Origin of the sequence: Bradyrhizobium sp. ERR14, assembly GCF_014198235.1 — a bacterium.
Classification (GTDB): domain Bacteria; phylum Pseudomonadota; class Alphaproteobacteria; order Rhizobiales; family Xanthobacteraceae; genus Bradyrhizobium.
Map to the genome: position 1 here is coordinate 140,163 of NZ_JACIHD010000016.1, position 12,861 is coordinate 153,023.

At 66.8% G+C, this 12,861-nt stretch carries 10 protein-coding genes; 4 read left to right on the plus strand and 6 right to left on the minus strand.

Annotated elements, in window-relative coordinates; genetic code table 11:
- Positions 1 to 89: 89 nt before the first annotated feature.
- The 6 genes from GGD62_RS31085 to GGD62_RS31110 all read right to left on the minus strand — a co-directional run bounded on the left by GGD62_RS31085 (position 90) and on the right by GGD62_RS31110 (position 5,632).
- A complete protein-coding gene (locus tag GGD62_RS31085) occupies positions 90 to 1,634 on the minus strand; it encodes a M15 family metallopeptidase (protein WP_183711968.1) in 1,545 nt (514 codons plus the stop codon).
- Between the two features lie 412 nt (positions 1,635 to 2,046).
- The gene (locus GGD62_RS31090) at positions 2,047 to 2,817 is read right to left on the minus strand and encodes a sulfite exporter TauE/SafE family protein (protein WP_092261545.1); all 771 of its coding nucleotides are present in this window, start codon (positions 2,815 to 2,817) and stop codon (positions 2,047 to 2,049) included.
- Entirely contained in the window at positions 2,814 to 4,082 is a 1,269-nt protein-coding gene (locus GGD62_RS31095; protein WP_183711970.1) for a CCA tRNA nucleotidyltransferase, read from the minus strand. Before GGD62_RS31095 ends, GGD62_RS31090 begins: the two co-directional genes overlap by 4 nt.
- 10 nt (positions 4,083 to 4,092) lie before the next feature.
- On the minus strand, positions 4,093 to 4,356 hold the full coding sequence (locus GGD62_RS31100; protein ID WP_018323296.1) for a DUF6111 family protein: 264 nt from the start codon (positions 4,354 to 4,356) through the stop codon (positions 4,093 to 4,095).
- Positions 4,353 to 5,024: a CoA pyrophosphatase gene (locus GGD62_RS31105; RefSeq protein ID WP_018323295.1), complete on the minus strand. Its 672-nt coding sequence runs from the start codon at positions 5,022 to 5,024 to the stop codon at positions 4,353 to 4,355. Before GGD62_RS31105 ends, GGD62_RS31100 begins: the two co-directional genes overlap by 4 nt.
- Positions 5,021 to 5,632: a DUF1285 domain-containing protein gene (locus GGD62_RS31110; protein ID WP_183711972.1), complete on the minus strand. Its 612-nt coding sequence runs from the start codon at positions 5,630 to 5,632 to the stop codon at positions 5,021 to 5,023. Before GGD62_RS31110 ends, GGD62_RS31105 begins: the two co-directional genes overlap by 4 nt.
- 269 nt (positions 5,633 to 5,901) lie before the next feature.
- On the opposite strand from GGD62_RS31110, the gene GGD62_RS31115 reads away from it, so the two are divergent.
- From GGD62_RS31115 to GGD62_RS31130, 4 genes are read left to right on the plus strand one after another with little or no spacing between them, the layout of a single operon-like run.
- The gene (locus tag GGD62_RS31115; protein ID WP_018323293.1) at positions 5,902 to 6,900 is read left to right on the plus strand and encodes a MoxR family ATPase; all 999 of its coding nucleotides are present in this window, start codon (positions 5,902 to 5,904) and stop codon (positions 6,898 to 6,900) included.
- Entirely contained in the window at positions 6,900 to 7,844 is a 945-nt protein-coding gene (locus tag GGD62_RS31120; RefSeq protein ID WP_183711974.1) for a DUF58 domain-containing protein, read from the plus strand. Before GGD62_RS31115 ends, GGD62_RS31120 begins: the two co-directional genes overlap by 1 nt.
- Positions 7,841 to 10,645, plus strand: coding sequence for a DUF4159 domain-containing protein (locus GGD62_RS31125; RefSeq protein WP_183711976.1), 2,805 nt, complete (start codon positions 7,841 to 7,843; stop codon positions 10,643 to 10,645). The genes GGD62_RS31120 and GGD62_RS31125 overlap by 4 nt, the downstream gene beginning before the upstream one ends.
- Positions 10,646 to 10,652: 7 nt before the next feature.
- Positions 10,653 to 12,716: a hypothetical protein gene (locus GGD62_RS31130; protein ID WP_183711978.1), complete on the plus strand. Its 2,064-nt coding sequence runs from the start codon at positions 10,653 to 10,655 to the stop codon at positions 12,714 to 12,716.
- Positions 12,717 to 12,861 lie beyond the last annotated feature (145 nt).

Here is a 12,861-nt window from a genome sequence, read left to right on the forward strand (position 1 = left end):
ACAGAAATGAAGGATCGGGCCGAGGACTCGGCCCCGATCTATCAGGTCGCGTTCGATGGCGACTTGCGCACGATGCGATTTCGTTCGCCCTACTGGATAAAGGCGATTTCGAAATGCATGCCATCGGGCCGGCTTCCAAAGTGCCCGCCCCAATAAAATCCATGTTTGTTGGCGATCGGGACCAACTCCCGGACCGCTCCGCGCGTGCCCACGAGCTTGGGCCGAGCCCCCAACGGATTCTCGTCGGCGTTGACGTCGAACGCGCTTCCGAAAGCGTGGTTGCTCAATTGCGTCGTCGATCCCCTGATGAAGCGAGGCACGAAAGCTCCGTCAAATGACAGGATCCTATCCAGCAGACTCGCGCTCTCCCACTCCTCCCAAAGCGCCTTGAGCTGTGCCGCCGCGAGCTTATGGAATTGCATGGAGGCAGGAGCATGCGGTCCCAAAGCCTTCCGCAGTTGGGGAATGGGAACGCTCACGATGTTGTCCCTGGTCCAAGTCCCGAGGATCCGGATGTTCTCGCGGTTATCCGGACGAGGCTCCGAGACGAAGTTGAACGCGCCAAAAACCGCCCGTCTCGCGGCCGTATTTTCGAGCGGCGGAAAATCCGGCCGTGGCGGGAAGTTTGAACCCGTCATGTCAGCGGCCGGCTCTTCAATGAGCTCAAATCCGAGCTGCATGGCTTTCATCATCGTTTCGCGACCTGCCACGCCGTCGCTCGTCAGTCCGTTTGCCGCCTGAAACGCACTCGTCGCCGCCTGGGACTTGTCGCCGAACTCTCCGTCGAGGCCACCCGGATCGAAATGCTGTCCCTGCAGGAAGCTTTGCCAAGCTTTCACGAGTGGTCCCTGCGAACCGAGCCGAAGCGCACGCAAAGCAACGGGCCTGGTCGACTCACTCGTCAATGGAGCGGATATCTCTGCGATTGGCGCGATCTCCGCAGAAGCGTCCGCAACGCCACTCGACAGCATTGCATTGGTCGCGGCCCGTGATGCGCTGAAGCCGCGAGATTGAGGCTGAATCCTGGGGCTTTCGATCTGTGTATCGGTCAATGCAACCTCCTCTGAGCTGGTGATAAAACTCTTTGCGACGTTCAATGCGTTATTCCACCGGTTGACCAGGCCCTTCCAAAACTTGCTCGTCTCACTGCGTTTCGCGACATCCCGCTCGTACTGTTCGCGCGCAGCGCGCAGGTCTTGCAGGAGCTCCAACGTGTCGTCCTCGCGGGCGGCTACGAGCGCTCGTCCGGCGTCATCGATCACGCCACTGTCAGGAACATGCAATGCTCTTTGGAGTATTCGCGCAGCACCGCGAGGACCGCGGTTGAAGCAGCAATCTCGCAAGTAACATTCGATCGCCGGCTTTCTCGACCAACTCGACACACCATCGGTGTAAGTGGCTATGATTTCGCAGGCCGCCCGTTCCGCCTCTTGAAAGTGGCCCCCCTCGATCAAATCGGCCAGCATCCGTGCTTCTTCGGGATGGAAACGTTCGTTGATGCCCGCGACTTCATATGCTCCTCCACCGTCGTCAGCCGGCAGCCTGTAGATCGTCAGGCGTCCCTGTTTATCGCGCCGGGCTTCGAAGCTGAGAATGGAGGCTGCCATCCGGTGACGATCCGCCGACGTGCTCATGCAAGGCCTCTGCAATATGTAATGTTAGGCGGCGCAGCTTCTGGCGGCTTTCATAGCTCTCGCATGGTCGTGAACCGGCCAGCGCCGACCACGCCGAGGAGCCCGCCGCATCCGCAACACGCCTCAATGACGCTGAGCTTACGCCACGCGCTGAAGCTGTGTTGTGAAGTGCTTCACAACCCGGTTGCGATTCGATGACGCATTGCCGCGCGAACTGCGGGGATCGGAATCCTTCCCGCGTTCGTTTGCCGGTATGGATTAAACGTCAGGGTCGGGGCCGTCTGCGCTTCAGCTCGGAAGCGGGCGCGCGATCAATTCGGCCTTCGCGATTGCCAGCCGATCTATGCAATCTCGATCTGTGTGCTGCCCTCTGGGTGCTGCTGTTTGCGTTGCTGATGCTGCTCCCGCCGATCTACCCGACGAGCTGCTTCGCCGCCGCCGAGATCATCACCAGCCCGCCGGTGATCACCGCGACATCAAGGATCGCGGTGTGGATGTGCAGCGGCATACGCTCGACGAAGGCCTTTGCGAGGAACGCGCCGGGGATGGCGATCGCGCCGATCAGCAGCGCGAAGGCGAGCACCTGCGCGGTCACGGCGCCGGCGAGGCCGAACACCGAGATCTTGATGAGGCCGGTGCCGAGCGAGATCATCGCGTCTGTCGCGATCACGGCGGCGCCTTCGAGGCCGGCGGCCATCAGCAGCGATAGCAGGATCACGCCGGAGCCCGAGGTGCCGCCGACCAGCACGCCGTAGCCGACTGAGCCGGCGGCAAGGCCGCTGTCGCCGATCTTGACCTTTCGGCGGCGGAGCACGCGGCGCAGCGGCACGCTCAGGATCAGCATGGAGCCGATCACGAGCGCCGCGCCGGCATTGGTGAGACGCGTGTAACCGTAGGCGCCGAGTGCGGTCGTCAGCGCGGCGCAGGCGAGCACGATCAGCGCGCGGCGGCGGTCGGCGTAGCGCAAGTAAGCAATCGCTCGACTGGAATTGGTGAAGAGTGCGGAGATCGCGATGATCGGCACCACGGGCTCGGCGCCGACCAGCGGCACCAGCACCAGCGGCATCAGGGCGCCGGTGCCGTAGCCGGCGAGACCACCGATGATCGAAGCAAACAACGCCATCAACGCGACCAGCAGGAGCTGAAAGATCGAGATGTCGGCGAAGCCTGAGACGATGGTCACGTTCTCTCGTCGCGGCTGATTCGTGCCGCAGCTTGATCGGCGATGGAAGCGAGTGCGGCTTCCTCTAGGGGAAAATCCGCCGCAAGCCAAGCGTCCTCGGCGAGCGTCAACACATGTCCGAGCGCGGGTCCTTCGGCCAGACCGCGGGCGATGAAGTCGGCGGCCTTCAGCGGAAATTTCGGCGCAGTCCAGCGCTGCGGCAGTTCGGCGAGAGCGCGCCAGCGCATCGAGGTGACGTCGCCGCCGGCCCGCGCCCAGCCGAGCAACACACGATCGTGATAACGCTCGGGGCCGAGCCGATAGAGCAGACGCCGCGCATTGGCCTCGTCCTTGGTGGCGAAGCGCCACCAGCGGTGGCCCATCGAATCCAGTGCCTTGGTCTCGGCATTGGAGAGCCGCAAGCGCGCGGCGACGCGCTTGGCATCTTCGGTCACCGCGACGGTCAGCGCCGCGAGGCGCCGCGTGCTGCTTGCAGCAAGGCCAAGCTCGCGCTCGATCGCGATCATCGCCGACAGCGGCCCGGTATAGGCGACGCCGCCGATCAGCGCCTGCAGCAATCCGCCATCGGCCATGGCCAGCACGGCCGCGGAGGCGCGAGCTGCCACCAGCAGCTTCAGCATCTCCATGCGCACGCGCTCGGCCGAGAGGCTGGCAAGACCCGCGCGTCCGCGGATGCAGGCGAGATAGCCGTCGCGGTCGGGATCGCCGGCACCAAAGGCGGCGTGGATGCGGAAGAAGCGCAGGATGCGCAAATAATCCTCGGCAATGCGCTGGTCGGGATCGCCGATGAAGCGCACGCGACGCGCCTTGGCATCCGCGATGCCGCCGACATGGTCGTAGACCACGCCTGCCGCATCGACCGACAGGCCGTTCATGGTGAAGTCGCGCCGCTCGGCGTCCTTGACCCAGTCGCGGCCGAACGCGACCTTGGCCTTGCGGCCGAAGGTTTCGGTGTCCTCGCGCAGGGTCGTGACTTCATAGGGGTGGCTGTCGATCACCAGCGTGACGGTGCCGTGGTCGATGCCGGTCGGTACGCTCTTGATGCCGGCAGCCTTGGCGCGCCGGATCACCTCCTCCGGCCGCGCGGTGGTCGCGATGTCGATGTCGCCGGGCTGAAGACCGAGCAGAGCGTTGCGTACGGCGCCGCCGACCACGCGCGCTTCCTCGCCACCAGAGTTGAGCAATTGCAGGACGCACGCGGTCCCGCCTGCGGTCAGCCAGGGCGCATCGGCGAGAATTGGCGCAAGTATCGGCTCCGCGCTCATCGTGCGGCCCCTATTTTTCCACGCCCGGCACCAGCCGGCCATTCTCGATATGGGCGGGAACGTAGGTCGAATCCGGGGCGGCGCCGGAGAAATGCGCAAGTCCGATCAGGCCCGCGATCACCAGCACGATCGCCGCCAGCGCAAGGCGCGCGACGACCGCGACCGGCCAGGAGGAACGCGCGAACAGGCCGGACCGCGTCGCGGCCAGGAACAACGCGTAGACGGCAAAGGGAATGAGGAAGATTCCGATCTCGGTCAGAACCGTCCGGATCATGATGAATAGATCCGCTCATACAGCACACGCAGCATGCCCGCCGTCGCACCCCAGATGTAGCGTTCCGCGAACGGCATCGCGTAGTAGAACCGCTCCATGCCGCGGAATTCCTTGCTGTGCACCTGATGGTTCACCGGGTTCATCAGGAAGGATAGCGGCACCTCGAACGCGTCATCAACCTCGGAATGGTTGATGGTGAGCTCGAAGCCGGGCCTGACCCTGGCGACCGTCGGCAGGATGCGGAAGCCGAAGGCGGTGCCGTAGAGATCGAGATAGCCGATCGGCTCGACGAAATCTCTGGACAGCCCGACCTCCTCCTCGGCCTCGCGCAGCGCCGCATCCAGCGGCGAGGCGTCGGTGGCGTCGATCTTGCCGCCGGGGAAAGCGATCTGGCCGGCATGGTCGTTGAGATGCGCCGAGCGCTGCGTCAGCAAGATGGTCGGCTCGGGATGATCGACCACCGCGATCAGGACCGCCGCGGGGCGCACCGGCTGCTCGCGCGCGACGATCTCGAGCATCTTGTCGGTGCCGGGATCGCCCGAGGCGGGAATGATGTTCGGATCGTAGAGGCCGAGCGGAACGTCGAAGCCGAGCTTCGCCCTGGAACGGGCGAAGAAATCCGCCGCGCCGAGCGGGACCGGATCGGTCGTTAGAATAGGCTTGTTCAAAGCGCGGCCCTCACCTGCTCCGCATCGGCCATGGGGAAGAATTCGCCTGATGATTCGACGCCGAACATCGGCTGGCCATCGACCATCCGCTCCTCACCCATGTCAACCAGATCGTAATAGAGCGCCCTTGTGACCTTGGCCCAGAGATCGGCGCGGACGTGCAGATATGGCGTCAGCCCGCCGTCCCTGGCCTGCTCGAAACGCAGCCGGTGCGCGGCATCGCAGGTGACCCAGTCATCGACATTGGTGCGGAAGCGCAGCACGCGATGGTTGCTCTCGCCGTCCTTCTGCATCTCGACCGCCATGAAGGGCGCGTCGTCGACGCGGATGCCGACCTTCTCCACCGGCGTGACCAGGAAATGCTTGTCGCCCTCGCGCTTGAGGATGGTCGAGAACAGCCGCACCAGCGCGGGGCGCCCGATTGGCGTCCCCAAGTAGAACCAAGTACCATCGGAGGCGATTCGGATGTCGAGATCGCCGCAAAACGGCGGATTCCACAGATGCACCGGAGGCAGGCCTTTCTTGGCGCCTTCGGCATTGGCAGCACTTTTGGCGGCGGCAGTCAGTCCCTCGAGACCGCGATCCGCGCTCTGCCCTTGGTTCGCCATGGTTTGCCCTGACTTTGTCCTTGGCACGATTGGTGCAGGTCTACGTTGTTCTCGGGTGCACGGTTCCACCCCGGATTAGTCCGGTGGGGGAGGTCGCCACTTCGTGATGCCGTACATAACCCGAAGCCGATAAGGTGGGGATAGGTTAATTCAACGAATACATGGCCTTCCTGCAAGTCTAGCATAGGCCCATGATCTAGCGTGATGGCCTGGCGTGATGCGATGACATCGCGACGCAAGCCGCATGGCGCGCTGAAGGAGCTAAACGAATGGCGGAGAGTGTCGAGAAACTCGAGGACGGGATCGTTCGTTCGGCCGAGCAGGTGTCGAGCCAGATTCGCGCGGCGAAGGATGCGATCGCGTCCGTCATCTTCGGCCAGGATCGCGTGATCGAGAACACGCTGGTCACCATCCTCTCCGGCGGCCACGCACTGCTGATCGGCGTGCCCGGCCTTGCCAAGACCAAGCTGGTCGAGACGCTCGGCGTGACGCTCGGCCTCGATGCCAAGCGCATCCAGTTCACGCCGGACCTGATGCCGTCGGACATTCTCGGCGCCGAGGTGCTGGATGAGAGCACCGCGGGGAGGCGCGCCTTCCGCTTCATCGCAGGTCCGGTGTTCGCGCAACTGTTGATGGCCGACGAGATCAACCGCGCCAGCCCGCGCACGCAATCAGCGCTGCTGCAGGCGATGCAGGAGCAGCACATCACCGTGGCCGGCGCGCGCCACGATCTGCCGAAGCCGTTCCACGTGCTCGCGACGCAGAACCCGCTGGAGCAGGAAGGCACCTATCCGCTGCCCGAAGCGCAGCTCGACCGCTTCCTGATGGAGATCGACGTCGACTATCCCGATCGCGACGCCGAACGCCGTATCCTGTTCGAAACCACCGGCGCCGAGGAAACGCTGGCGAGGGGTTCGATGACCGCCGACGCGCTGATCACCGCGCAGCGGCTGATCCGGCGCCTGCCGGTCGGAGATTCCGTGGTGGAGGCGATCCTGTCGCTGGTGCGCTCGGCCCGTCCCGGTCCCGACGCCGGCGAAGCCGGCAAGTTCATCGCCTGGGGCCCCGGCCCGCGCGCCAGCCAATCGCTGATGCTGGCGGTGCGTGCGCGTGCGCTGATCGACGGACGGCTGGCGCCCTCGGTCGACGACGTGCTCGACCTCGCCGAGCCCGTGCTGAAGCACCGCATGGCGCTGACGTTCCAGGCGCGCGCCGAAGGCCGCACGATTCCGGACGTGATCCGGCAATTGAAGACACGGATCGGTTGATGGCAGCGGAGAACGGGCACACAGCGAAGGAGATCATTGCGATCCGACGTGCCGATGGCGAAAGCCGCACGCTCGCTGCTTCCTTGCCGCGCCTGGTGCTCGAAGCCCGCCGCATCGCCGCCAACGTCATCCACGGCCTTCACGGCCGCCGCCGCGCCGGCTCCGGCGAGAACTTCTGGCAATACCGCCGCTTCGTCTCCGGCGAGCCGGCGCAGAACGTCGACTGGCGCCGCTCGGCGCGCGACGACCATCTCTATGTCCGCGAGCTCGAATGGGAAGCCTCGCATACGGTGTGGATCTGGCCCGACCGCTCGCCGTCGATGGCGTTCGCCTCCAAGACCGCGCGGGAGTCCAAGCTCGAGCGCACGCTGATCGTCGCCTTCGCGCTGGCCGAGCTGCTGGTGTCCGGCGGCGAGCGCGTCGGCATTCCCGGCCTGATGGCGCCGACCGCGAGCCGCAGTGTGATCGACAAGATGGCGCAGGCGATGCTGCATGACGATGCCGACCGCCTCAGCCTGCCGCCGTCATTCGTGCCCGCAGCGCTGGCCGAGATCATCGTGCTGTCCGATTTCTGGTCGCCGATCACGGAGATCAAGACGACACTCGCAGGCCTCTCAGGCTCGGGCGCGCATGGCACCCTGGTGCAAATCGTCGATCCCGCCGAGGAGTCGTTCCCCTATTCCGGCCGCGTCGAGTTCGTCGAGCCCGAGGGCTTCGGCATGATCACCGCCGGCCGTGCCGAGAGCTGGGCGCAGGATTACACCACGCGGCTCGCGCTGCACCGCGACCAGATCCGCGCCGAAACCAACAAGCTGGACTGGCTGTTCACCACGCACGCCACCGACCGTTCCGCCGCCGAGCTGCTGCTGTTCCTGCATGCCGGCATGCAGGTGAGCAAATCAGGCGCCCGCACCACGACAATCAAGGCGGGGCCGGCCGCATGATGGGATTGCCGCTCGCCTTCACCGAACCGCTGCTTCTGATCGGCCTCGTCAGCCTGCCCGTGCTGTGGTGGCTCTTGCGCGTGATGCCGCCGCGGCCGCGCCGCATCGAGTTTCCGCCGACGCGCCTGCTGTTCGACATCGCCCCGCGGGAGGAGACGCCCTCGCGGACGCCTTGGTGGCTGACCGCGTTGCGTCTCCTCGCTGCGGCTCTCGTCATTTTCGCGGCCGCCGGCCCGATCTGGAATCCGCAATCAGGCGCAGCCGACAGCAAGGCGCCGCTGATGATCATGCTCGACGACGGCTGGAGCGCGGCGTCGCACTGGGACATCAGGATCAGGGCCGCCGACGAGCTGATCGCCAATGCCGACAACGACCGTCGCGCCATCGCGCTCGTGCCGCTGTCCGAGCCGAACCGCGACATCACCCTGATGCCGGCGGGCGCCGCGCGCGTCGCGCTGCGGCAGCTCGCGCCAAAGCCCTATTCGATCGACCGCGTCGAGACGCTGACCGCGGTCGACCGCTTCCTGAAGGCCACCGGCGACTGCGAGATCGCCTGGCTGTCCGACGGCGTCGATACCGGCCGCGGCGAGGACTTCGTGGCTGGCCTCGGCAAGACCATCGGAGATCGCAGCCTGACCGTGTTCGAAGGCGGTACCTCCTCGCCGCTGGCGCTGGTCGCGGCCGAGAACGCCGCGGCGAAAATGACGGTGAAGGTGCTGCGCACCGACAGCGGCATCGCCATGGGCACCGTGCGCGCGCTGGACCAGAAGGCCTCGCCGATCGGAGAGGCCCGCTATGCGTTCGGCCCGCAGGACAAGGAGACCGACGCCGCGTTCGATCTGCCGGTCGAGCTGCGCAACGACATCACGCGGCTCGAGATATCGGGCGAGCGCTCCGCCGGCGCGGTGCAGCTGCTCGACAAGCGCTGGCGCCGCCGTGCCATCGGCATCGTTTCGGGTGCGACCAGCGAGACCGCGCAGCCGCTGCTGGCGCCGACCTTCTATCTCACCCGCGCCCTGGCGCCGTTCGCCGACGTCAGGCTCGCCGACAAGGGTTCGCCGCAGCAGGGCATCACACAATTCCTGGACCAGAAGCTGCCGATGATCATCCTCGCCGATGTCGGCACCATCGCGCCGGAGCTGCGCGAGCGCCTCAATGCCTGGGTCGACCAGGGCGGCGTGCTGGTGCGCTTCGCCGGTCCCCGGCTGGCGCAGGCCGAGGACGATCTCGTGCCGGTCAAGCTGCGCAAGGGCGGCCGCACGCTCGGCGGCAGCCTGACCTGGGAGAAGCCGCAGCATCTTGCGACCTTCGCGGCCGACGGCCCGTTTGCCGGCGTCGCCGTCCCCAAGGACGTCACCGTGAGCCGCCAGGTGCTGGCCGAGCCCGATGCGGTGCTCGCCACCAAGAGCTGGGCCTCGCTGGAAGACGGCACGCCGCTGGTCACCGGCGAGCATCGCGGCAAGGGCCTCGTCAGCCTGTTCCACGTCAGCGCCGACATGCGCTGGTCTGATCTACCGATGTCGGGCACCTTCGTCGAAATGCTGCGGCGGGTGGTCGACATGTCCGGCTACACGTCCAAGCCCGGCGCAGGCGTTGCCGGCGAAGCCACCACCGAGACGGTGGCCCCGCTGCACATCCTCGACGGCTTCGGCGCCTTCGGGCCGCCGCCGGCCACCGCAAAGCCGTTGCCCGCGGATTACCGCGACCGCGCCACATCCGATCATCCGCCGGGCTTCTATGGTCCGGCCGAAGGACCGCTCGCCGTGAACACGCTTGCCAGCGCCGACCGCATCGCCGCGCTGAACACCGCGAGCCTGCGCGCCCGGCATGCCACCTACACCAATGCCGAGCCGCGGGACCTGCGCGGCTGGCTGCTGTCGACCGCGCTCGCGCTGTTCCTGGTCGATGCCATCATCGTCGCGGTGCTCGGCGGCGGGATCGCCGCGCTGCTGCGCCGCCGCGCCGCGCCCGCGATGATCGTGCTTGGCCTGCTGTTCGCCTCGCTCTCGCCCGCGCCGTCACGCGCCGACAGCGCCGCGGACGATTTCGCGATGAAGGCGACGTCGCAGACCCGCCTCGCCTATGTCGTGACGGGCAATGCCGACGTCGATTCCATCGTAAAGGCGGGGATGAACGGACTGACGCTGTTCCTGGCGCAGCGCACTGCGCTCGAGGCTGGCGATCCCGTCGGCATCGACCCCGCGCGCGACGAGCTCGCCTTCTTCCCGCTGATCTACTGGCCGATCGTGCCGGGCGCGCCCAAGCCGCCGCAGGACGCCATCAACAAGATCGACGCCTACATGAAGCAGGGCGGCACCGTGCTGTTCGACACCCGCGACGCGATCGAAGCCCCGCCCGGCGCCAACGGCGCGGCGCAGACCCCGGGCATGCGGACGCTGCGCGAGATCCTGTCCTCGCTCGACGTGCCCGAGCTCGAGCCGGTGCCGCGCGAGCACGTGCTGACCAAGACCTTCTACCTGTTGCGCGACTTCCCCGGCCGCTTCGTCACCGGCCAGACCTGGGTCGAGACCCTGCCGCGCGACGAGGACGAGGACAGCGCGCAGCGGCCGGCGCGCGGCGGTGACGGCGTATCGCCGATCATCATCACCTCGAACGATCTTGCCGGCGCCTGGGCGGTACGGCCCGACGGCCAGGCCATGCTGCCGGTGACCGGCGGCGACACCCGCCAGCGCGAATTCGCCTACCGCGCCGGCGCCAACATCGTGATGTACACGCTGACCGGCAACTACAAGGCCGACCAGGTGCACGCACCGGCCCTGATCGAACGGCTGGGGCAATAGGACCGATATGAATTACGGCATCGCATTCACGCCGCTTGTTCCCGCGATCGTGCTGTGGCTCGCGCTAGCCGCGATCGTCGTCATCGCGCTTCTGCTGCTGGTTGCGCGCGCGCGCGGCGCCGCCGTGCGCGTGGCCGCGCTGGCGCTGTTCCTGCTCGCGCTCGCCAATCCCTCCTTCACCCGCGAGGACCGCGATCCCCTCACCTCGGTCGCGGCCGTCGTCGTCGACAAGAGCCCGAGCCAGAATTTCGGCAACCGCAATCGCGAGGCTGCGCAAGCGCAGGAGGCGCTGGTCGATGGCCTGAAGAAGGTCAAGGGGCTGGAGGTCCGTGTCGTCGAGGCCGGACAGGCCGACGGCGAGACCGACGGCACCAAGCTGTTCGGCGCCCTCGCCTCGGCCTTGTCGGACGTGCCGGTCGACCGTGTCGCCGGCGCGTTCCTGATCACCGACGGCCGCGTCCACGACATTCCGGCCAGCGCCACGGCGCTCGGCTTCCAGGCGCCGGTGCATGCGCTGATCACCGGCCAGAAGGACGAGCGCGACCGCCGCATCGCGATCACGGCGGCGCCGCGCTTCGGCATCGTCGGCCAGACCCAGACCATCAGCTATCGCCTCGACGACCAGGGCGTCTCCGGCGAGCGCGCCAAGGTCACGATCCGCAGGGACGGCGAGGTCATCAACGAGCGCACGCTCTCGAGCGGCCAGGCCGCGAGCGTCGACGTCGACATCAAGCATGCCGGCCCGAACATCGTCGAGATCGAGGCCTCGCCGCTCGAGAGAGAGCTGACGCCGGTGAACAACCGCGCCGTCGTTGCCATTGACGGCGTGCGCGACAAGCTGCGCGTGCTGCTGGTCTCGGGCGAGCCGCATTCGGGCGAGCGCACCTGGCGCAATCTGCTCAAGTCCGACGCCAGCGTCGACCTCGTCCACTTCACCATTCTGCGTCCCCCGGAGAAGCAGGACGGCACGCCGATCAACGAATTGTCGCTGATTGCGTTTCCGACCCGCGAGCTGTTCCAGCAGAAGATCAACGAATTCCAGCTGATCATCTTCGATCGCTACGCCCGCCAGGGCGTGCTGCCGATCGCCTATTTCGACAACATCGCGCGCTATGTGCGCGGCGGCGGCGCGGTGCTGGTCTCGGCCGGCCCCGACTACGCCTCCAACACCAGCATCTGGCGCACGCCGCTGGATTCGGTGCTGCCGGCAGAGCCCGTGGGCGTGACGGAAAAGCCGTTCTATGCGCACCTGTCCGACCTCGGCAAGCGCCACCCCGTCACGCGCGCCCTGGAGGGCTCCGCGAGCGAGCCGCCGCGCTGGAGCCGTTTCTTCCGCACCGTCGACACCCGCAATTCCGTCAACCCGCCGGTGATGACGGGGGCCGACGGCAAGCCGCTTCTGTTCCTGTCGCGCTTCGGCGAGGGCCGCGTCGCGCTTCTGCTTTCCGACCACATCTGGCTGTGGGCGCGCGGCTATGAGGGCGGCGGCCCGCATCTGGACCTGCTCAGGCGGATGTCGCACTGGCTGATGAAGCAGCCGGACCTCGACGAGGAGGCGCTTCGTCTGCAGGTGCAGGGCAAGAACCTCGTCGTGGTGCGTCAGACCATGGCCGACAGCGTCCAGCCGGTGAGCGTGACCTCGCCGTCCGGCGCGTCGCAGGATCTGACGCTGAGCCCCGGCGATCCCGGCGAGTGGCGCGCCAGCCTTCCCGCGAGCGAGCTCGGCCTGTGGCAGGCCACCGACGGCACGCTGAAGGCGCTGATCAATGTCGGCCCGACCAATCCGAAGGAGTTTTCGGAGGTCACCTCGACCGTCGAGACATTGAAGCCGCTGACGCAGGCGACCGGCGGCAACGCCGTGCGCGTGGCCAGCGGCGCCGACGTCGAGCTGCCGCGCATCCTGCCGGTGCGTTCGGCCAGCGTCTTCGCCGGCGACGGCTGGATGGGGGTGCGGATGCGCGACGCCAGCGTCGTCAAGGGCGTCGGCGTGCTGCCGATCTTCGCCGGCCTGATCGGCCTGTTGCTGCTGCTCGGCGCGTTTGCCGCGACCTGGGTCCGCGAGGGGCGGTAGTTGCCCGAAGCTTGATTGGACGAGACTCGCGTAGCGCCGCGACGGCGGTGCGTTCCCTCCCCCCTTGTGGGCAGGGGAATCGCATATGGGTTTTGTCTAGCTATTGCATTGGAAGGCAAGACGGATTCTGAAGACGACTCCCGGA